This is a genomic window from Oscillospiraceae bacterium, assembly GCA_035353335.1.
GTDB lineage: Bacteria > Bacillota > Clostridia > Oscillospirales > JAKOTC01 > DAOPZJ01.
The window spans coordinates 10,546-33,674 of sequence record DAOPZJ010000014.1 but is presented as its reverse complement, the minus strand read 5'-3'; the positions used below and the strand labels follow the sequence as shown (position 1 = coordinate 33,674).

The window sequence follows — 23,129 nt, the reverse complement described above, 5'->3', positions numbered from 1 at the left end:
ACTCAAGGTTAAAATTTTATTTTTAAACCTGTTACCCTCCGGATCAGATGATTTTATTTTATCCAAACCGTCGGAAAATGTCAAGTGAGAAGGGCTGGCGTTGCACTTTGGGCCGGAATGTGATATAATGTCGGCACAAAAGAATTTACGATGAAAGGTCGTTTTTACTATGAAAGTCCTCGTCGAAACCTCCGCCCGCCACATCCACGTCACCAAAGAAGCGCTTGAGACCCTGTTCGGAACGGGCCATGAGCTCACCATAAAGAAAAACCTCTCCCAACCGGGCGAATATGCCTGTGAGGAGCGCCTTGACGTCGTCGGCCCGAAAAACACCATCAAGGGCATCACGATTCTCGGGCCCTGCCGCACCGCCACTCAGGTAGAGCTCTCGCTGACCGACGCCAGAACCGTCGGCATCGCCGCTCCGGTGCGCGAATCGGGCGACACCGCAGGGACCCCCGGATGTAAACTGGTCGGACCTGCCGGCGAACTCGATCTCAAAGAGGGCGTGATTGCGGCAAAACGCCACATCCATTTGAACTCAGAAAATGCCAAAGCCGCCGGTGTGGAGAACAAACAGATCGTCTCGGTCAAAATAGACACGAAAGACCGTTCTCTCGTTCTCGGTGATGTCGTCATCCGCGTCCGCGACAGCTTCAATGCCGCGATGCATATCGACACCGACGAGGCAAACGCCGCCGGTGCGTCCGGTGAAGTCTGGGGCGAGATCGTTAAATAAAAGTTTACGTACATTGCCCGGCCCCGGATCTTTCAACTTTGCACAGATTGACAATTCCCGACCCCCCGGTGCGGGGGTTTTGTTTTTTACTTGAAAGGAATATGCCCGACATTTTGATTGACGACGGCAATGGGCATGAGAATATATAAAAATATCAATTGGTGCGCAATGACTGCGGCGAAATCACCCATCATAATCGCAAGGCGGTTCATCGGGCGCTTCTCTTTCGGAATATGCCGAATCAGACGATTGCGCTGTCCGGCGAATTTAACATACGCCGGGATGCCGAAGCCGAGCCATATCAGCAAGATGATTCCGTATGTCACCCAGAGCCACCACGCAATATCGTAATTGGCGGAAAACACGAGGAAAAACAGCAGAACAGGACCGACTAAAAGCAGCAAAACACGTAAAAACGTGTGGAGGAAGACCAAAAGCGGTTTTACAACTGCCGAGCGGACAATGCGCTCACCGGTATCTCTTAAATCGGTTGATCGACTGTTATTCCAAATATTTACGGCTTCCTCTTCAGTCAAAAATTCGTCGGTGGATTTACCGCAGGCCGGGCATTCGCAAAAATAGGCATCAAGCGCTTTGCACCCGTTACGGTCCTCGTTGGCACGGGATAGTTCGGCCCTGCCTCCGCAGATGGGGCATTCATTTATGTAAACGGGCATGGTATTCTCCTTTCTCTCCAGGTGGAAGAATGTGGATGAATATGGCGGGAAAATGTTTTTATCGCCGAATAAAGCCCGCATCAAAGCATTATTTCAAGATGCTTTGCTGTCGGCAAACAGCAATGATCGGCCAAAATACGAATATGAAAAGCACCGCATGGGTAAAGACAGCGGAAACATAGCCAAGAACAACGGCAAGACGGTTGACGGAGCGGCTTTTAATCGGAATATGTTTTAATAACCGATTCCGTTTCCCGGCAAACCTGATATAAAGCGGAATGCCTGAACAAAGCCATAGAATCAGAATAATGGAAAACATCAGCCACATCAGAACGGGAAGGTTAAAATTAAAAGATAGTAATAAAAAACAGATCAGAACAGGTCCGAGCAGCAGCGTGAAGATTCGTTCGAACGTGGAAATCCAGGTCTTGACGGGTCTCATCACTACCGAAAGAAGAATGCGTTCATCGGTGTCTTTTAAATCCGCGGCGGCACTGTTGTTCCAGGCATTGACGGCTTCTTCCTCGGTGAGGAATTCGTCGGTGGATTTATCGCATTCCGGGCACTCGCAGTAAAACGCCTCTCGGGCGGCTGTTGTCACGGCAAGACGGGTTTTCCCTCCGCAGACGGGACAATTGTTTAAATATGCTGCCATAATAATTGCCATCCTTTCATCGTTTTATCCGGATGATCCAATTAAATGAAACGGAACTTCATCATGATAGGGCTGAAAGAAAGCGGATGTTCTTTCATATAAAGATTGTTTTATGTAATATGCGTTTCAGTAATACCGTAAAGACCGTGAGTAAAGATATATTCCCGAACCGAGGGCAGCAGAAGTCCTTCGGTTGAAAGGCCGTTTTTCAAGCGGCCGCGGATTTCGGTGGAGCTCAGCACAAGCGGCTCGAACGGCATTAAGCGGACCGAAAAGCCGAGCGCCTGAAGAAAATCGGCATGTTTTTTCAAATTTTCCTGTTCATCGCCGCTCCTGCAGACGCCGACGAAAAAAACATCCTGCGCGATCAGCGGAGCGTATTTCCAATCTTGAACCGTTAAAAACGCGTCGGCACCGGTCAATAAGTATAATTTTTTGCCCGGATTCGCGAACTCTTTTAAAGTCAAATAGGTATAACTCACGCCGCCGCGCACAAGTTCGAGGTCGCTGACTTCGATTTGGGGGTGATCGGCAAAAGCCAGTTTGCACATGGCAAGGCGGTCTGCATCGGATGCATGTTTTTGACCGACTTTGAAGGGGGAGTTTGCCGCCGGAAGCACGATTAAACGGTCAAGACCGAGTTCTTTGACCGCTACAAGCGCAAGTTTGCGGTGTCCTTCGTGAACCGGGTCGAAGCTGCCGCCGAAAATTCCGGTTCCCGACATCTCATTTGTCCTTTTTCTTACGGTATAAAACAAACCGGCGGCCGATGACCTGAATGACCTCGGAGTTTGTCTTTTCCGCCAGGACGGATGCCGCCTCCGCTGCCGTAAGCGGGCCGGTCTCGAGCACGCAGCCCTTGATCAATTCGCGCGCTTCAAGCGCGTCGTTGACCTGCGTGACCACGTTTTCGACAATGCCGCCCTTGCCGATCTGCAAAATGGTCTCGATGGTGTTTGCCGCAGCCCGCAGCTGCGCGCGTTCTTTGGAATTCATCCTATTACCTCCCCGGTTCTGGCGCATTTGTCCATTAATTTTCTGACGGAAGCGGCACGGTGGCTGATTTGGTTTTTTTCGTCCCGGCTCAATTCGGCAAAAGTCTTATCAAATTCAATAGGTTGAAATATCGGGTCGTAGCCGAAACCGTTCGTGCCGCGGGAGCGGTCGATGATATGTCCCTCGCAGGCACCTTCACATATTGTCATTTTACCACTCTTTTCAATGAAGCACAAGGCGCAGATAAAACGCGCGGTTCGCTTTTCCGGCGGAACGTCTTTCAATTCTTCAAGTATTTTTAAACGCCGTTTGCCGGGTTTTGCATAACGGGCGGAATAGATCCCCGGTCTGCCCTCGAGCGCGTCGACACAGAGTCCGCTGTCGTCGGCGATCACGTTTTCACCGATGAGATCAAAAAGGGCTTGAGCTTTGATTCGGGCGTTTTCGGCGAAAGTCGCACCGTTTTCGTCAACATCGGGCATAATTTCCGGAACGGCGATCTCAATATCATATGCGGCGAACAGATCGGCAAATTCACGGGCTTTGCCGGGGTTTCCGGTTGCGAGGTATATTCTCATAACAACGCTGCGGCGAACTCGGCGGGGTCGAATTCGCGAAGATCCTCGATTTTTTCGCCGACGCCGATAAACTTGACGGGAAGACCGAGTTCGGCGCGGATCGGGATCACGATTCCGCCCTTTGCGGTTCCGTCGAGTTTGGTCAGCACGATGCCGGTAATCTCGTTGGTTTTGGAAAATTCACGCGCCTGATTGACCGCGTTTTGGCCGGTCACGCCGTCGAGGACAAGCAGCGTTTCGACGTCTGCGTTCGGCAGGCGAGTCTTTACGATGCGCCCCATCTTTTCAAGTTCGTCCATCAGGTCTTTTTTATTGTGCAGACGGCCTGCGGTATCGCAGATTAAGATATCGGCTTCACGGGCGGTCGTCGCCGTAATGGCGTCGAAAAGAACCGCCGCAGGGTCGCTGCCCTGCTGCTGTTTGATGATCTGCACCCCGGCGCGCTGCGTCCATACTTCGAGTTGTTCGATGGCCGCAGCGCGGAAAGTGTCTGCTGCCGCGACGATGACCTTTTTGCCCTGCGCCTGATATTTTGCCGCCATTTTGCCGATGGAGGTCGTCTTGCCCGCGCCGTTGACGCCGATCACCATGATGACCGACGGCTTAGTAGTCAGCTTCATATCGTTTTTGCCCGAGAGCATGTCCGCGATGATCTCACGCAGCGCTGTTTTCGCTTCATCGGGCGTTTTCAGGCGGTCTTTGCGTACCTTTTGGCTGAGCTCATCGGTGATTTTGGCGGCGCAGACCGCACCCACGTCGGCGGTGATCAGCGCGTCTTCAAGTTCCTCGTAAAGCTCGTCGTTGATCTCAGCTTTTGCGCCGAAGACTGCCGCAAGCTTCTGCGCGAACGACTCGCGCGTCTTTTTCAGATTGGAGAAGAGTCCCATGATTTATACCTTTCTATGATGCAATGGTGAAGCGAAAAAAACATCGAAACGGTTAAGACGGTTCCTTATAAATAATCAAATCTTGATGCCCAACTTCTGCTCGACGTCGGTGATGTTGAGCTCGATGATTTTGGAGATACCGCCGGTCTGTCCGGCCTGGCGCATCGTGACACCGTAGAGGGTGTCGGCGATCTCCATTGTGCCGCGGCGGTGGGTGATGACGATAAATTGAGTATTGCCGCACATTGCCGCGAGATATTCAGCAAAACGGCGGACGTTGACTTCATCGAGAGCCGCTTCAATCTCGTCGAGCAGGCAAAACGGCGACGGTTTGACTTTTAAAATCGCAAAATAAATGGCAATGGCCAAAAACGACTGCTCGCCGCCTGAGAGTTGTTCAAGATTTTTGATGCTCTTGCCCGGCGGCTGAGCCTTGATCTCGATGCCGCAGTCGAGCACATGCCCGGGGTCTTCGAGCAGCAATTCCGCGCGTCCGCCGCCGAACAGCTGTGAAAAGACAGCGGAGAACTGTTTATTTATTTCCGCAAAAGTCTTTTCAAACATCCCGGTCATGGTCGCGTTCAATTCGGTGATCAGATTGCGCAATTTTTCGCGGGATTTTTCAATATCATCGATCTGTTTTTTGAGATCGTTATACTGCTTGCTGACCTCGGCGTATTCCTGTTCCGCGCCGGTGTTGACGCTGCCGAGCGCGCGGATTTTTTCGCGCAGCTTTGAAAGTGTTTTATTGGCTTCGCCCAAATTTTGAATCGGGCTGGCCTTTTTAGAGGCCTCGGAGCGGGTCAGACCATATTCGTCCATCAGTCGGGCAACCGTGGAATCGAAATCGCGCTGGGCGGTCAATCGGCGCTCCTGCAAACGGGCCTGTTCGGCGACAAGAGCTTCGCGCCTTGTCATAATCGCCCGTTCGGATTCACGCGCCTCTCTCATGCGGCGCTCGGTGGTCTCGCGCAGGGCGATCGTGGCGTTGATGCGCTCGGTGATGCCGTTGACTTTGTCGGTCAGCTCCGCAATTCGCTTGTCAAGTGCAGATATCGTTTGAATACCGGTTTGTTCAGCGGATTCAATGGCGCTCTTTTCGCATTCGAGCGCGGCGATCTGTTCGGCCTTGGCTTTTACGTCCTCGCCCGCCACTGCGATGCCGCTTTCAAGGATGCCGATGTCCTTGCGGTTCTCGGCGATTTTGAGCTTTTTATCGGCGATTTCAGCGAGTAATGCCTCGCGGCGGGTGAAAAAGTCGGTTCTGCCCTCGGAGAGCGCGCGGCTCTCGGCGGTCTTTTCGTCGAGGTGTTTGGACGCCGTCTCGAGTGCGGAATCGGAAGAGATAAGGGCTTTTTTATCGGTTTCGAGCTGTTTGTTGAGGTTTTTGACAGCGACTTTGCTGTTGGCGATCAGCTCGGAGAGTTCGTCCTGTTGGCGCTGTGCCGAGGTGAGCGAGAGATCGATGCGCACTTTTTCCTCGGACAACCCCGTGATGGTCTCGGCTTGGGTATCCACCGCGCGTTGGGCAGCGGTGACTTCCGGCGCAAGCGCTTCGAGGTCTGATTTGAGCGTGTCGCTCTGCTTTTTGAATTTGGCTGCGGTTTCGCGCAGCGTCATGATCTGGTTGCCGCGTGAGAGCGCGCCGCTGCCTTTGCCGAGCGATCCGCCGGTCAGGGAACCGCCGGAGTTGACGACCTGTCCATCCAGCGTGACGATGCGGTATTTGTAACCGTTCTGTTTTGCGGCGGCAAGCGCGCTGTCAAGGTCTTCGAAAACAGCGGTGCGGCCGAGCAGGCGGCGCATGACACCAGTATATTTTATGTCATATTGAATCAGTTGCGCGCCGATGCCCACATACCCGTTTTTGCCCATGAATTCGCCCTCGGGCAATAGATCACCCGTGACGGCGCTGACCGGTAAAAAGGTGGCGCGGCCTAAATTATTCTGCTTTAAAAAGTTGATTGCATACTTGGCCTGCTGTTCGTCATCGGTGATCATGTGCTGCAAAGCACCGCCGAGGGCGATTTCAATTGCGGTGGCGTATTGTTCGGGAACTGTGATCAGCCGCCCGACAACGCCGCAGATGCCCTTTAAAGAACGGCTTTCGAGCACCGCTTTGACCGCGCCGCCGTAACCCTCCATCTGTTGTTCCATTTCTTCGAGGGTCTGTGCTTTATGCAGGGCTTGTCCGATTTCGACTTCCAGACGGCCGATGCTTTCGCGGGTGCCGTCCTGTTTGGCACGCAGGTTTTCGAGCTTTAAAACGAGCCCTTCGCGGCTGTTGCGGCATTTGGTGATGTCGGCGGTGATGCGGGCGCTGTCCTCAGCCAGAAACTTGGCTTCCTCGCGGGCTTCCGCCAGCTGCGGGGTGCGCGTATCAAGCGCCTCGCGGTGTTCGGCAAGCCGCTGTTCGGCTTGTTCGATATTGGATTTGAGTTGTATCTGTGCGATCTTGAGGTCGTTGACCTTTTGGGACGCGGTCTCTATCTCGGCGAACAGCTCGGTAAAGCGCTTTTCCGCGCCTCCGGTCTCGGAGTTTAATTTAGCAATCGCAGCCTCGGTTTCGGCAATACCGTTTTCAAGAGCTTTGCATTGGGTTTCTTTTTCCTCGATCTGTTTCTTGCTCTCGGCCTTGAATGTGCCGCTGTCACCGATAGTTTGTTCGAGCTGCTTTTGCTGCCCGGTAATACGGGCGATATCGGACTGACGGTGGGCGCTGTCGCCCTTGGCAATCTCGATTTTGGAACGGCAGTCTGAAATCTCGGCGCTGTGGGTGTCGGTCTCGCGGCGCAGAGAATCGATTTTCAATATGTAGGTCTGGGAATCATTAAAGACATCCTGAATGGCTTGTTCGGCTTTTCGGCTCTCGATCTCGCTCTCGGCGGCCTGCGCTTTGGCGGTCTCTTCGTCGGCCTCGCATTTTTTGACGGCGGCCTCGCTTTTTTGAATCGTGTTCAGCCAGACGCCGAGTTCAAGCCCGGTCTTTTCGGCGGAGAGCGCCAGATATTGCTTGGCTTTCTCGGCCTCGATGCGAAGCGGTTCGATGCGCGCTTCCAAAACGCCCGCGATGTCGGTGAGGCGCACGAGGTTTTCACCGGCCCTTTCGAGGTTGTGCTCGGCCTCTTCGCGGCGGAAACGGTGTTTGGAGATACCGGCGGCTTCCTCAAAAATCTCGCGGCGCTCCTCGCTCTTGGCCGAGACGACTTCCGCAATTTTGCCCTGTCCGATCAGCGAATAGCCGTCGCGCCCGAGTCCGGTATCCATGAACATCTCTAATAAGTCCGCAAGGCGGACGGGTTTTTTATTGATTAAGTACTCGGTCTCGCCGCTGCGGTAGATACGGCGGGTGACGCAGACCTCATCTTCGTCGAGATCAAGCGAACGATCGGAATTATCAAGGGTCAGGGAGACTTCGGCAAGTCCCGAAGCGGGGCGGTCGGAGGTACCAAGAAAAATGACGTCCTCCATCTTTTTGCTGCGCAGCGCTTTAGAAGAGCGTTCACCGAACACCCAGCGGATCGCGTCGCTGATGTTGCTTTTGCCGCAGCCGTTCGGCCCGACCACAACAGTCACGCCTTGGCGAAAACTAAGGCGTGTGCGTTCGGGGAACGACTTGAAGCCGAACATCTCGACGGACTTTAAGAACATGCTTTGAAACGTCCTTTCGAAGGGTTAGTTTAATCCTCAATTGAAAAATCATACCGCGGCAACTCATCGGCCTCGGTCAGGCGGATATTATATCCGAGTTGCGCAAACCGCAGCAGGTTTTTGCGATGCTGCCCGGCGGCTGCCGAGCGCATTCCTCTCGCAATAAAGACATTATAGCGCATCGGGGGCCTTTTTTCCAGTGCTTTGCGGAGATTGCGAAAGAAATATTCGCCGATTACAAGCTCTCCGAACGCCGGGTGAAACGCTCCGGCAAGAGGTTCTGCGTCGGGAGCGAAATCGGCATGCAAGCCCATGCGAATGATCGGGACATTTTTATCGATCGTCTTTTCAAAGATTTGAACGCAGATTTCCACCGCTTCATCCACCGTTTGGGGGCGGTATTCGCAGCCCTTCCACAGCGTTTCAAGCAGGGTATCGGCAAAGACGGCAGTGGGGTAGACGCGCATGCAGTCGGGATTCAGCGAGAGCAGATCATCGGCGGTTTTCAGGTCTTTTTGCGGATTGGAACGATACAAACCGGTCATCATTTGAAAACCGAGTTCAAAACCCGCCTGCTTGATCTTTTCGGCGGAATTAAAAATATCGCGCGCGGCGTGACCGCGCAGATTGGCGGCTAACACCTCGTCGTCGGTGCTCTGTGCGCCGAGTTCGATGATGCCGACCTGATAGTTTTTTAAAATTTCAAGCATATCATCGCCGATGGCGTCGGGGCGGGTGGAGATGCGGATTCGGGTGAACTTTTTGCCGTCTAAAAAGGGCTTGGCGGCGGTTAAAAGTTCAAGCATATAAACACGGGGGACAGCCGTAAAACTTCCCCCGAAAAATGCGATTTCATATCCCTCACCCGTTACGCCGTTCAGCGTCTCTTTTACGCTCTCGGCGGTCGGGAGGGTTTTTACCGAAGTGATGGCCGACTGGTCGCAGAAGCTGCAGCGGTGTTTGCATCCGGCGTTCGGGACAAAGATTGCGACAGTACCGTGTTTCACAGCACGCCCATCAGCCCGAGCGCTTCTTTTGCCGCGTTCTGCGCCGCCTCCTTTTTGGTCTTTCCGGTGCCGGTGCCGATGACGTTGGAGTTGAGCAGCACCGACATCGTGAAGGTCTTGTCGTGGGACGGGCCCTCTTCGGTCACGAGTTCATAAGATAAAATCTCGCCTTTATTGCGCTGAACAATCTCCTGCAGTGCGGTTTTATAATCCTGCAGAACGCCGTGCTTGCTCTTAACCAGATGTTTGCCGACAAAGGGCAGTATAAAGTTCGATGCACATTCGAGCCCCGAATCGAGATAGACGGCCGCGACGATCGCTTCAAAAGCGTCGGACAGAATCGATGGCCTGCGCTCGCCGTGGGCGGCTTCCTCTCCTCTGCCGAGGAGGATGTATCGACCCAGTTCAAGCTGCTTGGCATACTCCGCAAGGGCTTTTTCACAAACGGCGGCGGCGCGCATCTCGGTCATGCCGCCCTCGTCCATGTCGGGAAAACGGCGGAAAATGGCCTCCCCGACCACAAAGTCCAATACCGCGTCGCCTAAAAATTCAAGGCGCTCGTTGCAGACCGTGTCTTTGCTGCTCTCGTAAGCGCACGACGAATGCGTGAGCGCGGTAATCAGCAGGGAGCGATCCTTGAAGCGGTGACAAAGCCGCTGTTCAAAATCCTCGGGATAAAAATCCATTTCGATGTCCTTTCGGTTTTATGAAGTGTAGACAGAGCTCGATTATCGTCCGAAAATCTTCGGATCTATCCAATGTAGGGGCGAACTTTGTTCGCTCGCATTAGAAAACATTTTTGTAATTTCGATGGACGCTTAATGTCCGAGCCTGACGGGCGACCGAACATAGTTCGCTCCTGCAATGTCTATATGATTTTGAAGCAATATCCTCGATTATACCGGTGTCTGCGTAAAGCTCCGCTTTTTTAATGGCGCTCTTAAAGCATCGTCAAGCCGACGTTAAATGATTTTTGAAGCAATATCCTCGATAACACCGGTACCTGCATAAAGTTCCGCCTTTTTAATGGCGTTCTTAAAAGCGTCGGCTCGGGAACTGCCGTGGGCTTTGATGACCGGCTTTGCAATACCGAGCAGAGGGGTGCCGCCGTATTCGGAGTAATCGAAGCGGCCCGCCATATCACGGAATTGCTTAGTGACCAGTGCTGCGGCGATCTTGGTGCGCGAAGTGGCCAAAAAGATCTTTTTAACCTCTTTGAACAACATCCCGGCAAGTCCCTCGGAGAGTTTTAAAATCATGTTTCCCGTGAAGCCGTCGGCCACCGCGACGTCGCAGCCGCCGACCGGGAGTTCCCGTGCCTCGACATTGCCGCAGAAATTGATGTTTTTTATTTCCTTTAACATCTCGAAGGCTTCACGTACAATCGGAGTACCCTTGTTTTCCTCTTTGCCGACATTGACCAGGCAGACGCGCGGATTACGAACCGAAAAGACCTTTTCCTGATAAGCGGAACCCATCACCGCAAACTGGCGCAGGTGTTCTGGGCGGCATTCGAGATTCGCGCCCGCGTCGAGCAGCAGATAACAGCCCTGCGGATGCGGGATTGCCACGGCAAGCGCGGGGCGTTTTGCGCCTTCGATGCGCCCGACGAGCAATGATGCACCCATCACGAGCCCACCGGTGCTGCCCGCGGAAATAAACGCGTCGCCCTCTCCGGCGGCGAGCATATTCAAGCCGACAGCCATCGAGCTGTTGGGTTTGCCTTTGACGATGTCACGCGGATCCTCGTCCATATCAAAGATCCCGGAAGCGTGGGCGACGTCCATGCCCTTCAGCGAAACGGACAGCCGTTGGGAGGCCTCGGCGACGGCGCTTTTATCGCCAACCAAAATGATCTGCGAACCGAATTCGTCGCAAGCGGCGCGCGCTCCTTTGATGACTTCATCGGGTGCGTTGTCGCCACCGAAACAGTCCAGCAAGATTTTCATGTGAAGTCCTCCTTGAGTGCCCGGTCCGAGAATGCCGCATAACGCATGCGTCTGTCGCGGATCTCAGTGTCTAAACCCGGCAAAATTCCGAAATTTGCCCCCATGGGCTGAAAATTGATGACCGATGGGTCGGTGATATAGCCAATCAAAGCGCCGCTCATCGTGTGGTGCGGCAGAATTTTCGGGGGTTTTCCCAGCAATTTTGCGGCGGCGTTGTACCCGGCTAAAATGCCGCACATCGCGGATTCGGTGTAACCCTCGACCCCGCTGAGTTGTCCTGCAAAAAAGATGTCCGGATGAGTTTTAAGCGACAGGTCGGAATTCAAGAGACGCGGGGAGTCGATGAAGGTGTTTCGGTGCATGACCCCGTAACGCATAAATTCCGCGTGTTCGAGGCCGGGAATCATCGAAAAGATCCGCTTTTGTTCGGGGAATTTGAGATTCGTTTGAAAGCCGACAAGGTTAAACAGCGTCTTTTCACGGTTTTCGGCGCGCAGTTGGATGGCTGCCCAGGGGCGGTGTCCGGTGTTCGGGTCATTGAGTCCGACGGGTTTTAGGGGGCCGAACCGAATCGCGTCTTTGCCGCGCTTTGCGAGCACCTCGACCGGCATGCAGCCCTCGTAGACGGTGGGGTTTTGGTCGAACTCGTGCAGCGGGGCGGTTTCGGCATGGACAAGCGCATCCCAAAAGGCCTCATATTGTTCTCTATTCATCGGGCAGTTCAGATAATCGTCGCCGCCTTTTCCGTATCGGGAGGCAAAAAACGCCTTTGAAAGATCCACGCTATCGGCGGTTACGATTGGGGCGACCGCGTCGAAAAACGAAAGACCGTCGCCGCAAAGAGTTTTAATGGCTTCGGCGAGCTTGCCGTCACATAAAGGACCTGCCGCAATCACGCAGGTGCCTTGGGGGATTTGATCGACTCGTTCCCGGTGAATCGTGATATTGGGATTTTGCTCAATCAGGCGGGTGACTTCTTTTGAAAACAGACTGCGGTCGACCGCAAGCGCGCCGCCCGCCTCCACCCGGCAGGTTAAGGCTGCCTGCATCGCGACCGAGCCCATTCGGCGCATTTCTTCTTTTAAAAGGCCCGCCGCGCTGTCGATGCGTTCGGCTTTGAGCGAATTGGAACAGACGAGTTCCGCAAGATCGGGGTTTTTGTGCGCCGGGGAAAAAGAGGCGGGCTTCATCTCGAAGAGGTTAACCTTGACGCCGAGGTTTGCCGCGGCGTTCGCCGCTTCGCATCCGGCCAATCCTCCGCCGATCACGGTCAAGCGCATGCACACACCCCCTACGGTTATACGGTTTCCTGTTTTTCCTCTTTTGACTTGCGGGTGCTGCCTGCCTTCTCATAACCGCAGCCCTCTTTGACACAATAGACCTTGGCGCCTCTGCCCTTTTTGCGGAACATCGGAGTATTGCACTGGGGGCACTTATCGGGAATGGGCTCATCCCAGGTCATGAACTTGCAGTCGGGGTAACCCGTGCAGCCGTAATATTTTGCGCCCTTTTTACTTTCGCGTTCGACGAGCGCTTTGCCGCACAACGGGCAGATGCCCTCGGTTTTCTTTTGAAAGGGCTTGGTGTTTTTGCATTCCGGGTAGCCGGGGCAGGCCAAAAACTTCCCGAACCGGCCGGTCTTGATGACCATCTTGCGGCCGCAATTCCCGCAGATCTCTTCGCTCTCGGGATCGGGCAGTTTGACGCGCTGACCCTTCATGCTGTCGGCGGCGTCTGTGAGAGTTTTTGCGAATTCGCCGTAAAATTTTCCAAGGGTCGGAACCATCTCGTTGCCGCCGGACTCGATTTCGTCGAGCTGTCCTTCCATGTCGGCGGTGAAACCTACGTCGACTATCTTTGGGAATTTTTCCTCGAGCAGCTGCGTGACCGCTTCGCCTAAAGTCGTGGGTTTGAAGTTCTTGGCTTCGCGCTCGACATATTCGCGCTTTAAAATCGTGGAGATGATCGGGGCGTAAGTGCTCGGGCGGCCGATACCCTTTTCTTCCATGATCGCAATCAATGAGGCTTCGTTGTAGCGGGGAGGCGGCTGAGTGAATTTCTGCTCGCCTGTGATGTCTTCGCAAGCGGGTTTATCGCCCTCCGAGAGGTTTTGCAGCAATGCCGCGTTTTCCTCTTTTTCGTCGTTTGAGATATCATAGAGTGCGGTGAAGCCGTCAAAGAGAACGCTTACGCCGTTAGCTTTGAAGACATATCCGGCGCTCTCGAGTTCGACCGCGACGAGGTTTTGGATGCAGGCCGCCATCTGGCTGGCCATAAAACGTTCCCAAATGAGCTTATAAAGTTTAAACTGCTCGGGCGTGAGGGAACTCTTGACACGCTCGGGGGTCAGATCGGGTGTGGTCGGGCGGATGGCCTCGTGCGCGTCCTGCGCGTTCTTAGCTTTGTAGATATTGCGCTTTTCGGGCAGATAATTTTTCCCGTAAGCGCCGGTGATATAATCCTCTGCCGCTTTGGCCGCTTCGTCAGCGACACGCAGGGAGTCGGTTCTCATATAGGTGATCAAACCGGTTTCGCCGATGCCCGCGACATTGATGCCCTCATAGAGTTTTTGGGCAATCTGCATGGTACGTTCAGAGCGCATGCCCAAACGGCGGGAGGCATCCTGCTGCAAGGTTGATGTCGTGAACGGCGGAGCGGGGCGCTTGGTCCGCTTGGTGGTCTTGACGCCGGTGACGGTGAAAGGGACCTTCTTACAAGCCGCAATGACCCTGTCCGCTGCTGTTTTGTCAGGCAGTTTCAATTCACCGTTTTTATCACCGAAAAATTTCGCCTTAAATTCGGTTCCTTTTTCGGAGAGAAGCGCCTCGATAATCCAGTATTCTTCGGGGACAAAGGCGCGGATTTCACGTTCGCGCTCGACAATCAGGCGTACGACGACTGACTGGACACGGCCTGCCGAAAGCCCCGGTTTGACTTTTTGCCATAAAAACGGGCTGAGTTTGTAGCCGACGATGCGGTCTAAAATCCGGCGGGTCTGTTGGGCATCAACAAGGTCTGCGTCGATTACTCGCGGATTTGCCATGCCCTCTTTGACGCCATGGCGGGTAATCTCGTTGAAACAAATCCTGCGGGAGGCCTTCTCGTCGAGTTTTAATACCTTGGCAAGATGCCACGAAATAGCCTCACCCTCACGGTCCGGGTCGGTTGCGAGAAAGACAAAATCGCTGTCTTTGGCGGCGTCCCTGAGCGCTTTTATGACGGCCTTTTTATCGGGCATTTCGATATAGTCGGGGGTAAAATCATGTTCCAGATCGACGGCGAGCTTGCCTTTCGGAAGGTCGCGGATGTGGCCTTTGGAGGCGATAACGGTGAAATCCTTGCCCAAAAAGCCCTGGATCGTTCGGCCCTTTTCCGGGCTCTCGACGATGACGAGTTTTGCCAATTTTTATAACCGTCCTTTCACGAGGTAAAAATCAAAATTTAAGTGCGCTGATATTTTCTGCCCGGAAGGGCTGTCACAAGGCCGTCCATCTCCAACTGAGCAAGCTTTGTGATCAACGAGCGTGCGTCAAGTCCTGTGCGATCTGATAATTCGTCGACCGTCAGCGCGCCGTTATTCAGCTGCAGCAGCACCGGGTCGGTGATTTCGGGTTCGGGAGCGGGCATCAGATTCAGCTTCAGCTGATTCGGCTCGGGAAGTTTCAATTTGGTTTTTAAAGAAGCGTTCAATGCTTTTAAGATGTTGTGAGCGTTTGTGACGGGGATTGCGCCTTCCGCAAACAGGTCGCAGATTTCCGCCGCGCCGTTGCGGCTGTAATCGGTCATCGCCGCAAACACCGGGCGGTTCTGTTCCATCGCGCATTTCGCGGTAATCAGCGCGCCGCTTTTTTCTCTGGCTTCGGCGACGAATACCCCGTCGGACAACCCCGAGACGATCCGGTTACGGGTCGGGAAGGTATACTTGGTCGCATGGGTTTCAGGCGGGTATTCGGTCAGAATCAGGCCGTTTTCTGCGATGACTTCAGCCAAACGGGTATTTTCGGCGGGGAAGAGTTTGAAAAGTCCGCCGCCCCAGACCGCGACCGTGAAACCGCCGGCTTTGAGCGCGCTTTCGTGGGCAACCGTGTCAATGCCCAAAGCCATCCCGCTGGCGATTGTGACGCCCGCCGCGGCAAGCTCGCCTGCGATTTCTGCGGCAATTTTTCGGCCGAAGGGAGTCATATTTCGGGTGCCGACCACTGCGAGGGCAGGTGCGTCGTTCAGACGCTGAAAAGATTGCTCATTCCCCCGATAAAATAACACCGCAGGAGGATTTTTGATGCGCAAAAGGCGTTTCGGAAACAGCGGATTGCCGTATGGGAGGATGCCGAAGCCATGCTTTTCACAGGTCCGGGCGATTTCCTCGGCAGCCATTATAGCATATTTTGCCGCGAAATTCACCGGTTTTCGGATTTGTTCGCGGTTTTTATAAATTTCTTCGAAACTGCCGAAATCAAAATAAAGTTTAGCCGCCTGCACCGAGGGGATGCCGCAGCTGAGTGCCGTCCAGACCGCGCAGATTTGTTCCCGCGTCATTTCCCGAACAGTTCCCACAACAAAATCGAGGCTGCAGAGGCGGCGTTCAGCGACTCGGCCCGCCCTTTCATCGGGATGATAACCGGTGTGACAACCTGCGCCGTTTCGGAAGTGATGCCGTTTGCCTCGTTGCCGACAATCAGCACGAAGTCAGCGGGGGTTTTTAGCTCCGTGACCGAAACCGCACCATCAGACAACATAGCGCCGTATACCGCGAAGCTCTTTTCGCGGAGCGTTTTCAGATCGAGCGGGAAATCTGCGCTCTCGTAAATCGGCAGGCGGAACGAACAACCCATTCCGGCGCGCAGCACTTTCGGCGAAAACACGTCCGCGCAGTCGGCAGACAATAAAATACCGTCTGCCCCGAACGCTTCTGCCGTGCGTAAAATCGTACCAAGATTGCCCGGGTCGGAGATGTGTTCGAGCGCTAAGATTTTGCCGCCCGAAATTTGATTGACCGGACGTTTCAGGCCGTTTGTATCACACAGGCAAAAGACGCCTTGCGGATTTTGGACATCCGAGATCGTTTGTGCGACGTTGCCGCTGATCTCGACCCGTTCGCAAACGGTTTGTTCGCAAACGGTTTGTTCGAAAACGGTTTTATTACAAACGGTATGCTCTTCAAAGAGAATAAACTCAGGGTGCTTTTCAGCGAATGCGGGAGTGAAAAACAACGTTTTTGCACGGTTCGAAGCGACCGCTTCGGCACATAAACGCAGGCCTTCCGCAAAACAAAGGCCGTTTTGAATGCGTATTTTGGCATCGTTTTTCAACGACAGCGCAAATTTGATTGTATCGTTTTTCGTTGATGTGATTTTCATGCTGCAATAACAAAAGAGCTGCGCACGCGCGAGGCGTGCACAGCTTTTATTCGGTTACTTGGATGCGGTTTCGGTCTTCGGCTTTGCCGGGGTCTTTTTGGCGGGTGCTTTGTCGGTGGCCGCCGCAGGTTTTTTGGCTGCTGCGGGCTTTTTTTCGCCGGTCGCCGAAGCGGATTTTTTGGATGCTGCGGGTTTTTTCTCGCCGACTGCCGCCGGCTTTTTTGATGCTGCGGCCGCTGCGGGTTTCTTTGTCGCTGCCGGTTTTTCGGCCGGGGTCTCTTTGGCGGTTTCCTTCTTTGCGGGGGCCTTCTTAACGGGAGCCGCTTTCTTTTCGACCGGCTTCAGGTCCAAAGCGACTTCTTTGACCGTGCCGCTCTTCGCGGTCTCGACGAGTCCGGCAAACGCCTGGGCGTCGCTGACGGCGAGTTCCGCGAGCATCTTGCGGTTGAGTTCGATGCCGGCTTTTTTCAAACCGTTCATGAATGTCGAATAATTCATTCCGTCGGCACGGCAGGCTGCGTTGATGCGGGCAATCCAGAGCGAGCGGAAATCGCGTTTTTTCAGACGGCGGCCGACATAGGCATATTGCCCGGATTTCATGACCGCCTGTTTTGCGGTATGGAACTTGGAATGTTTGCTGCCGAAGTACCCTTTCGCGGAATGGATGACTTTGTTCTTCTTTTTGCGGGAGATCAGCCCGCCTTTAACTCTTGCCATGATTTTATTCCTCCGAATTCATTATGAGTAGGGCAGCAGCTTTTTGACCGCTCCGGCGTTGGTCTTGTCGACGTACTCCGCCTTGCGAAGACCTCTCTTGAGCTTGGTGGTCTTCTTGTTTAGAATGTGTCTGCGGTTGGCGTGCGAGCGCTTGACCAGACCGTTCTTGGTCATTTTGAAACGCTTGGAAGCGCCGGAATGTGACTTGAGCTTTGGCATTTTAAACCCTCCGAATTTTAGCGGCGACAGCCGCTTTTGATTATTTCGCCGAAACGATTATTTTGCCCCGGCGATTATTTCGCTGTTTTGGGCGAGAGGAACATGTATATGAAACGACCCTCGAGCTTGGGTGGTTTATCGACCGTGCCCGAACCCGCGCAAGTCTCGGCAAAGCGGTTCATGACCTCGATGCCGATGTCGATGTGCGTCATTTCGCGGCCGCGCAGGCGAATGGAGACCTTGACCCGATCTCCGCCGTCGAGGAATTTGCATACTTGTCTTGCTTTGGTCTCGAAATCGTGGGTGTCGATCTTCAAGCTCAGGCTCATGCCTTTGATTTCGATGATGTGCTGGTTCTTTTTGATCTCTTTTTCGCGCTTTGTCTGTTCAAAGCGATACTTGCCGTAGTCCATGATTTTGCACACGGGCGGATCGGCGTTCGGCGAGATCTTGACCAGATCGAGATCTTTGTCATAGGCGAGTTCACGGGCAGCAGCGGCGGACATTACGCCCAGCTGTGCGCCGTCCGCTCCGATCACGCGGATCTGACGGTCGTTAATGGCTTCGTTGATTTGCAATTCTTTCGTTGCGATGGTATATGCACCTCCAAACCCTGATAGAAAAAAATACACGGACAATACAAAATCGTCCATGCCTGTGTGCCACAATCGGTGAATGGCAGCGGAATTCTATTGAATCCCGCGGGATTTAAATCCCTTCGGAACCTTTCGGCATCTGTCGAAAAGGTGAGGACAAAAATTGCCCTGCTTCGCGATTTGCTCGGTTATTTTAACATATACGGCTTAAGATGTCAAGCGTTTTTTCAAAAATCACTCAAATTCCCGAATTTTAAGGGAATTTCCATTTACAGTGATGGTATCGCAGTCAGAAGCGGCAAGCCGATATTTTAACAGAGTTTGATATTCCTCCGATTAATACCAGTCGTGAAGAGAGTTTTTGTAGGGGAATTCGATCAATACCAGCTGCGTATAATTCCAATTACCTTCCAGGACTTCCGGGCAGTCGTCGATGGTGAGATAACGGCCTTTATATTTTTCAAAAACGGCTTAACACCGTCACGGACGGCGGCTTGCCGTCAAGATGTTTTTGATATTCAGCCGGGCCTTTGATGCGGATATTGGCGATAAAACAGGCGCTCATAAATATCCTCCGGCGTCAGGTTTGATTAAATTTTTTTAACACCGACTGGGCGATGGCGACGCGCGGGGTTCTGGTGTCCATGGCCTGTTTTTCGATATAACGGTGGGCGTCGGGCTCACTCATGTTCATCTTGGAGATTAACACCCACTTCGCACGGTTGATTAGGCGGATTTCATCCATTTTTTCCTTGAGTGAGACGGTCTGACGTTCGGCGTTGAGCAGTCGCGACCGCGTCGCGGCGGCGAGTTTGACAGCGCGATAGAGTTCGTCGCGGGTGGTCGGTTTGAGTACGGTTAAAATGCCGCTGTCCTCTACCTGCCCTGTCACCTGATCGAACGAGGTGTTCTTGACGAGAAGAATGACGCTGCAGAAACGGTTTTCGACGAGTTCCAAGGCCAATTGTGTCCCGAATTCGTCGGTGAGCGGTGTGTCGACGAGAATCATGTCGAACTGTTGGGAAGAGAGCAGCCGCCTGCATTGTCCGGCGTTACCGCAGGAGATGATCGGGGAAAAGGCGTCGCCGGGCAAAAGACCGCTCAAAAGCGAGGCCGCCGATGACGACCCTGTGACAATCAATACGCTCAACGGCAGCTTCTCCGGCAAAGACCTCACCTCCCGGCAACAATAGATTAAAAATTAATCGGTATAAGCTCTGAGCAGCCGCGTGGGCAAAATACTATGGATGAATTCGCTCGAAGCGGCGAGTTTTTTCGCTTTATCAAGTGTTTCCGGCAATTTTTGCAGCCGATCGGTCAGTTCCTTGGGAGCGGCGGTAAGATCGAGTTCCACCGGTTCGGGCAGCGTCATCTTCTTTTCGATGCCGTCAAGACCCGCATGAATGAGAAGTGTAAATGCCAGATAGGGATTTGCGGTCGGATCGGGAGAGCGCAGTTCAAAGCGGGAGCGCCCGGGCGCTTTGTCCTCGGGGATTCGGATCAATTGCGAGCGGTTGCCGTGCGCCCAGGAGATATAGCGCGGGGCCTTGCGGTCGCCGAGGCGCGCATAAGATTTATCGGTCGGATTTAAAAACGCCGAGAGCTCGGAGATATGCGCCATCACGCCCGCCATAAAAGCGTCACGGTTCTTTTTTAAAGAGATATTGACATGCATGCCGCTGCCGCTTCTTCCGGCCAGGGGTTTTGGGTCAAACGAAGCCCAAAGACCGTTGCCGGCGGCAATCGTTCGGATCGCGGATTTAAAAGTCACGGCATTGTCGGCAGCCGCGAGCGGATCCGCGCAGCGGAAATCGATTTCATTTTGGCCGGGGCCGTCCTCGTGCCGGGAACTTTCCGGAGTGATTCCCATCTCTTCGAGCGCAAGGCAGATTTCACGGCGCACGTTTTCGCCTCGGTCGTCGGGTGCGATATCCATATAACCGGCATTATCGAAAGGAATCAATGTCTTTTCGCCGTCCTCCCCGGTCTTGAACAGATAAAACTCGATCTCAGTGCCGAACAGGCAATCGACACCTTTTTCGTGTGCTGCTTTGATCGTCTTTTTTAATAAAGAGCGGCAGTCGCACTCGATCGGAGTTCCGTTCGGATCCAAGACATCACAAAAAACCCGGATGACCCGTCCGTGTGTCGGACGCCACGGCAGGACCGCCAATGTTGCCGGGTCCGGTTTTAAAAACAAATCGGACTTCTCGGCCTCGGCGAACCCATCGATGGCCGAACCGTCAATGGAAATTCCGTCCGAAAAGGCGCGCTCCAGCTCCGAGGGCATGATCGAGACGTTTTTTTGAATGCCGTAAACGTCGCAGAATGCCAGCCGGATGAACTTGACGTCCTCCTGGCGGATAAAATCCATGACCTCCTGTTTTGTGTATGACATAACGGGGACTCCTTTCAGTTTTGCACATATAGCTCTTTATAAGGATTGGAGGAGTTCGGGGTCAGTTCGACGTATTCGCGCGCCAGAACCGGCGCGGGGTCAACGCCGAAATAGGCGCAGTATTTTTCGATGTAGGGTTTTGCATCGGTGAGGTCCGCGGTTCCGACGCGTACCTGCGGCGGAAACACGGATTCGTAAGAGGTCTTGCGCAGAATGATCTTACCTCCGTGCATCCCCGTGCCGCAAAAGTTTCCGACGATGCGCTCCTGGTCGCAAAGCCCCAGTACGATAATCAGGCCGCCCGCAAGATATTCGCCCAAAAAGCTGCCGGTTCTGCCGCCGATCACGAGAATCGGCTTTTTGTCGAGGTATTGTTTCATATGCACCCCGGCGCGGTAGCCGGTGTTGCCTTTGATGTAGATTTCCCCGCCGCGCATGGCATAACCCACCGTGTCGCCGCAAAGGCCGTGGACGATGATGCGGCCGCTGTTCATCGTGTCGCCGACCGCGTCCTGCGCGTTGCCGTGAACCGTGACTTCGGCGCCGTCCATATACGCGCCGAGCGCGTTGCCGGGCACGCCGTAGATATTGACCGCGGCTTTTCCGAGGCCCGCTGCGATAAAGCGCTGTCCGAGCGCGTTTTTGATATCGAATTTTTTGCCGGCCTTGCGTACCAGTTCGTTGAGTTCGGTGTAGGTGAGACCTTGAGCGTCAATTGTCATTATATCATATCCTTTCATAAAAGGGGAGAAGTTTCAATACAGGGTGGATTTTTTATGATTATCGGGCTTTTCCCGCAAGTTTTTCGTCCCGGTATTTTTTCGAGAAGCACAGCAGCGACGGCTGTTTGCAGATCAGATCAAAATCGATGCTTGAAAGCGGTTTTCGCTCGCGGATCAGCGCAGTATAGATGCCCGCTTTCTCGACATCGTCGATCAGGATAAAGCCGTTCAGACGATCGTCTCCGTACCAGAGCTTTTTCAATCCGTTGCTGCGGTCGATAAAGCAATCGCCGGTTGTGCTGCCTGCGGTCATGATGTGCATGCCGAGCAGTCCCATGGCGTTCATCGGCATCGCGCAGTCAAACGAGATATCACCGCCCGCCATGTCGATTCCGGCGGTCTCGCCCTGCCGGTAGGCGTTCGGGAGCAGAGCCAAAATCCGGCTCTGGTTGCAGGTGATGTCATCGCTCTCGGTGCAGTCGCCCGCCGCCCAGACGTTTTCAAGCGATGTGCGCTGTTTATGGTCGGTCAGGATGCCGCGTCCGACTTTACCGCCCGCATCTTTCACCGGTTCGGTATTGGGGCGCACGCCGACTGCGAGTACTAAAATGTCAAAGGAGATGTCGTCCCCGTCGGTCTTAGCCACTTTTCCTTCAAAGCCCTTGATGGAGCAGCCGAGGCGCAGGGCGATGCCCTTTTCGGTCAGCATTTCCTGAACGGGAGCCGCCGAGTCGTCGTCGAGAATGCTCGAGAGCACCCGGGGAGCCATATCGGCAATCGTGATCTTTTTAACCCGTCCGTAGATGCCCTCGGCACATTTTAAGCCGATCAGACCGCCGCCGACAATCAGGACGGTCTTGTCTTTATCTAAAACTTTTTCGAGTTCCAGCGCGTCGTCGAGCGACATAAAGGTATATTTCTCGGGCACGGTGTCGAGTCCCGTAAACGGCGGTACAAACGCCCGAGAGCCGGTTGCGACCAGCAATTTATCATAAGGGATTTTTTTGCCGTCGGAGAGCGTGACCGCCTTTTCATCGATGCCGGTCACTTCGCCGTACACGAGTTCGCAGCCGTTGTCGGCATAAAAGCTGTCGGGGCGGTATTTCATGCGCTGCAGATCGGTTTTACCGTATAGATAATAAGAGATCAGCGGGCGGGAATAGGTGTGGTGGTGTTCCTTGGAAAGCACCGTGATCTTGCCCTCAGAAGTGACCGAGCGGATGCCCTCGATGCAGCCGACCGCTGCGGCGGAATTGCCTATAATCACATAGTTCATTTGTCAATCCTCCCTCAGCGTTCTTCAAAGACGATTGCGCCGTTGGGACAGCCCGAGACGCAGGCCGGTGTTCCGCCGTTTTTCAGGCAGAGTTCGCATTTTTGCACCGCGCCCTCTTCGTCGCGTGAGACCGCACCGTAGGGGCAGACCAGCACGCAAGTCAGGCAGCCGACGCACTTGTTGCGGTCGATCGAGATGACCCCGTCTTTTCGGGTCAGCGCACCGGTGATACAGCTTTTAACGCAGAGCGGCTCGTCGCAGTGGCGGCAGGAGACCGCATAGCTGATATCCGTGCCCTCTTCCACGCGGATGCGCGGGCTGATGACACGCAGGTCGCGCAGAGCAAAGGCCATGTTCTTCTTGCCGCTGTTGGCAAAGGCACAGTTATATTCGCACAGATGGCACCCGAGGCACCATTTTTCGTTGACGTATACTCTCTTCATTTATTAAATCCAACCTTTCGTTGAAGTTGGGATGTTTCGTCCGATATGGTGGAGCCAAATGCGTGCCATGCTTTTTGATACGAAAGGACGAAACTCCTTATTTGAAAGCTTGTCTTTTAAATTTCACTCCCCGGCATGCGCAATGCCCAGAATCTCGAGCTCTTTTTCGTTCAGGCCGACGCCGCGCAGCATCGCGCGGTTGCCCCGGAGCGCCTCGATGGAGTTGATGCCCATGCTGCCCATGAATTCCTTGATCTCATGG

Annotated in this window: 22 protein-coding genes and 1 pseudogene; 1 reads left to right on the top strand and 22 read right to left on the bottom strand. The window is 53.9% G+C overall.

Translation table 11 applies throughout. The features are described 5' to 3' along the window. The first annotated feature begins 169 nt into the window (after positions 1–169). Positions 170–739: a phosphate propanoyltransferase gene (locus PKH29_04560; GenBank protein ID HNX14106.1), complete on the top strand. Its 570-nt coding sequence runs from the start codon at positions 170–172 to the stop codon at positions 737–739. Positions 740–825: 86 nt separating this feature from the next. On the opposite strand, the gene PKH29_04555 is transcribed toward PKH29_04560, so the two are convergent. The 22 genes and pseudogenes from PKH29_04555 to PKH29_04450 form a co-directional block, all read right to left on the bottom strand. After that, a complete protein-coding gene (locus PKH29_04555; GenBank protein ID HNX14105.1) occupies positions 826–1,416 on the bottom strand; it encodes a hypothetical protein in 591 nt (196 codons plus the stop codon). 88 nt (positions 1,417–1,504) lie between these two features. Beyond that, positions 1,505–2,071 carry a hypothetical protein gene (locus PKH29_04550; protein HNX14104.1) on the bottom strand — a complete coding sequence of 189 codons (567 nt, stop codon included), beginning with the start codon at positions 2,069–2,071 and terminating at the stop codon, positions 1,505–1,507. A gap of 110 nt (positions 2,072–2,181) precedes the next feature. After that, positions 2,182–2,796 carry a nicotinate (nicotinamide) nucleotide adenylyltransferase gene (nadD, locus tag PKH29_04545; GenBank protein ID HNX14103.1) on the bottom strand — a complete coding sequence of 205 codons (615 nt, stop codon included), beginning with the start codon at positions 2,794–2,796 and terminating at the stop codon, positions 2,182–2,184. Position 2,797: 1 nt separating this feature from the next. Further along, complete coding sequence (locus PKH29_04540) at positions 2,798–3,067, bottom strand: YhbY family RNA-binding protein (protein HNX14102.1); 270 nt, start codon at positions 3,065–3,067, stop codon at positions 2,798–2,800. Beyond that, the gene (gene rdgB, locus PKH29_04535; GenBank protein HNX14101.1) at positions 3,064–3,645 is read right to left on the bottom strand and encodes an RdgB/HAM1 family non-canonical purine NTP pyrophosphatase; all 582 of its coding nucleotides are present in this window, start codon (positions 3,643–3,645) and stop codon (positions 3,064–3,066) included. The genes PKH29_04540 and rdgB overlap by 4 nt, the downstream gene beginning before the upstream one ends. Beyond that, positions 3,642–4,532 (bottom strand): signal recognition particle-docking protein FtsY, encoded by an 891-nt coding sequence (ftsY, locus tag PKH29_04530; protein HNX14100.1) that lies wholly within the window; start codon positions 4,530–4,532, stop codon positions 3,642–3,644. Before ftsY ends, rdgB begins: the two co-directional genes overlap by 4 nt. A gap of 75 nt (positions 4,533–4,607) precedes the next feature. Further along, positions 4,608–8,183 (bottom strand): chromosome segregation protein SMC, encoded by a 3,576-nt coding sequence (gene smc, locus PKH29_04525; GenBank protein HNX14099.1) that lies wholly within the window; start codon positions 8,181–8,183, stop codon positions 4,608–4,610. 29 nt (positions 8,184–8,212) lie between these two features. Further along, positions 8,213–9,190: a radical SAM protein gene (locus tag PKH29_04520; protein ID HNX14098.1), complete on the bottom strand. Its 978-nt coding sequence runs from the start codon at positions 9,188–9,190 to the stop codon at positions 8,213–8,215. After that, positions 9,187–9,876, bottom strand: coding sequence for a ribonuclease III (rnc, locus tag PKH29_04515; protein ID HNX14097.1), 690 nt, complete (start codon positions 9,874–9,876; stop codon positions 9,187–9,189). The genes PKH29_04520 and rnc overlap by 4 nt, the downstream gene beginning before the upstream one ends. Before the next feature lie 276 nt (positions 9,877–10,152). Further along, complete coding sequence (plsX, locus tag PKH29_04510; GenBank protein ID HNX14096.1) at positions 10,153–11,139, bottom strand: phosphate acyltransferase PlsX; 987 nt, start codon at positions 11,137–11,139, stop codon at positions 10,153–10,155. After that, positions 11,136–12,419, bottom strand: a complete 1,284-nt coding sequence (trmFO, locus tag PKH29_04505; GenBank protein ID HNX14095.1) for a methylenetetrahydrofolate--tRNA-(uracil(54)-C(5))-methyltransferase (FADH(2)-oxidizing) TrmFO — start codon at positions 12,417–12,419, stop codon at positions 11,136–11,138. The genes plsX and trmFO overlap by 4 nt, the downstream gene beginning before the upstream one ends. A 17-nt stretch (positions 12,420–12,436) precedes the next feature. After that, positions 12,437–14,542, bottom strand: a complete 2,106-nt coding sequence (gene topA / locus PKH29_04500; protein ID HNX14094.1) for a type I DNA topoisomerase — start codon at positions 14,540–14,542, stop codon at positions 12,437–12,439. A gap of 38 nt (positions 14,543–14,580) precedes the next feature. Beyond that, positions 14,581–15,675 carry a DNA-processing protein DprA gene (gene dprA / locus PKH29_04495; protein HNX14093.1) on the bottom strand — a complete coding sequence of 365 codons (1,095 nt, stop codon included), beginning with the start codon at positions 15,673–15,675 and terminating at the stop codon, positions 14,581–14,583. After that, a complete protein-coding gene (locus tag PKH29_04490) occupies positions 15,672–16,496 on the bottom strand; it encodes an RNA methyltransferase (protein ID HNX14092.1) in 825 nt (274 codons plus the stop codon). The genes dprA and PKH29_04490 overlap by 4 nt, the downstream gene beginning before the upstream one ends. A 375-nt stretch (positions 16,497–16,871) precedes the next feature. After that, a pseudogene (gene rplT / locus PKH29_04485) lies at positions 16,872–17,213 on the bottom strand (50S ribosomal protein L20). A gap of 21 nt (positions 17,214–17,234) precedes the next feature. Next, on the bottom strand, positions 17,235–17,432 hold the full coding sequence (gene rpmI, locus PKH29_04480) for a 50S ribosomal protein L35 (protein HNX14091.1): 198 nt from the start codon (positions 17,430–17,432) through the stop codon (positions 17,235–17,237). A 74-nt stretch (positions 17,433–17,506) separates the two neighbouring features. Beyond that, the gene (gene infC, locus PKH29_04475; GenBank protein HNX14090.1) at positions 17,507–18,085 is read right to left on the bottom strand and encodes a translation initiation factor IF-3; all 579 of its coding nucleotides are present in this window, start codon (positions 18,083–18,085) and stop codon (positions 17,507–17,509) included. Positions 18,086–18,608: 523 nt separating this feature from the next. Further along, entirely contained in the window at positions 18,609–19,196 is a 588-nt protein-coding gene (locus PKH29_04470; GenBank protein ID HNX14089.1) for an ANTAR domain-containing protein, read from the bottom strand. A 33-nt stretch (positions 19,197–19,229) separates the two neighbouring features. Further along, the gene (locus PKH29_04465) at positions 19,230–20,426 is read right to left on the bottom strand and encodes a glutamine synthetase family protein (GenBank protein HNX14088.1); all 1,197 of its coding nucleotides are present in this window, start codon (positions 20,424–20,426) and stop codon (positions 19,230–19,232) included. Between the two features lie 14 nt (positions 20,427–20,440). Next, positions 20,441–21,148 (bottom strand): glutamate synthase, encoded by a 708-nt coding sequence (locus tag PKH29_04460; protein ID HNX14087.1) that lies wholly within the window; start codon positions 21,146–21,148, stop codon positions 20,441–20,443. 58 nt (positions 21,149–21,206) lie between these two features. Then, complete coding sequence (locus tag PKH29_04455) at positions 21,207–22,424, bottom strand: FAD-dependent oxidoreductase (protein HNX14086.1); 1,218 nt, start codon at positions 22,422–22,424, stop codon at positions 21,207–21,209. Between the two features lie 14 nt (positions 22,425–22,438). Beyond that, positions 22,439–22,867 (bottom strand): 4Fe-4S dicluster domain-containing protein, encoded by a 429-nt coding sequence (locus tag PKH29_04450; protein ID HNX14085.1) that lies wholly within the window; start codon positions 22,865–22,867, stop codon positions 22,439–22,441. Positions 22,868–23,129 lie beyond the last annotated feature (262 nt).

What these genes read in the sequence shown, in the direction of transcription:
- PKH29_04455 (HNX14086.1), bottom strand. Translation starts at nt 22,424, where the DNA reads ATGAACTATGTGATTATAGGCAATTCCGCCGCAGCGGTCGGCTGCATC.
- PKH29_04540 (HNX14102.1), bottom strand. Translation starts at nt 3,067, where the DNA reads ATGAATTCCAAAGAACGCGCGCAGCTGCGGGCTGCGGCAAACACCATC.
- infC (HNX14090.1), bottom strand. Translation starts at nt 18,085, where the DNA reads ATGGACGATTTTGTATTGTCCGTGTATTTTTTTCTATCAGGGTTTGGA.
- PKH29_04560 (HNX14106.1), top strand. Translation starts at nt 170, where the DNA reads ATGAAAGTCCTCGTCGAAACCTCCGCCCGCCACATCCACGTCACCAAA.
- plsX (HNX14096.1), bottom strand. Translation starts at nt 11,139, where the DNA reads ATGAAAATCTTGCTGGACTGTTTCGGTGGCGACAACGCACCCGATGAA.
- PKH29_04450 (HNX14085.1), bottom strand. Translation starts at nt 22,867, where the DNA reads ATGAAGAGAGTATACGTCAACGAAAAATGGTGCCTCGGGTGCCATCTG.
- dprA (HNX14093.1), bottom strand. Translation starts at nt 15,675, where the DNA reads ATGACGCGGGAACAAATCTGCGCGGTCTGGACGGCACTCAGCTGCGGC.
- rnc (HNX14097.1), bottom strand. Translation starts at nt 9,876, where the DNA reads ATGGATTTTTATCCCGAGGATTTTGAACAGCGGCTTTGTCACCGCTTC.
- PKH29_04490 (HNX14092.1), bottom strand. Translation starts at nt 16,496, where the DNA reads ATGAAAATCACATCAACGAAAAACGATACAATCAAATTTGCGCTGTCG.
- smc (HNX14099.1), bottom strand. Translation starts at nt 8,183, where the DNA reads ATGTTCTTAAAGTCCGTCGAGATGTTCGGCTTCAAGTCGTTCCCCGAA.
- trmFO (HNX14095.1), bottom strand. Translation starts at nt 12,419, where the DNA reads ATGCGCTTGACCGTGATCGGCGGAGGATTGGCCGGATGCGAAGCGGCG.
- PKH29_04555 (HNX14105.1), bottom strand. Translation starts at nt 1,416, where the DNA reads ATGCCCGTTTACATAAATGAATGCCCCATCTGCGGAGGCAGGGCCGAA.
- PKH29_04465 (HNX14088.1), bottom strand. Translation starts at nt 20,426, where the DNA reads ATGTCATACACAAAACAGGAGGTCATGGATTTTATCCGCCAGGAGGAC.
- ftsY (HNX14100.1), bottom strand. Translation starts at nt 4,532, where the DNA reads ATGGGACTCTTCTCCAATCTGAAAAAGACGCGCGAGTCGTTCGCGCAG.
- PKH29_04550 (HNX14104.1), bottom strand. Translation starts at nt 2,071, where the DNA reads ATGGCAGCATATTTAAACAATTGTCCCGTCTGCGGAGGGAAAACCCGT.
- PKH29_04460 (HNX14087.1), bottom strand. Translation starts at nt 21,148, where the DNA reads ATGACAATTGACGCTCAAGGTCTCACCTACACCGAACTCAACGAACTG.
- rpmI (HNX14091.1), bottom strand. Translation starts at nt 17,432, where the DNA reads ATGCCAAAGCTCAAGTCACATTCCGGCGCTTCCAAGCGTTTCAAAATG.
- rdgB (HNX14101.1), bottom strand. Translation starts at nt 3,645, where the DNA reads ATGAGAATATACCTCGCAACCGGAAACCCCGGCAAAGCCCGTGAATTT.
- nadD (HNX14103.1), bottom strand. Translation starts at nt 2,796, where the DNA reads ATGTCGGGAACCGGAATTTTCGGCGGCAGCTTCGACCCGGTTCACGAA.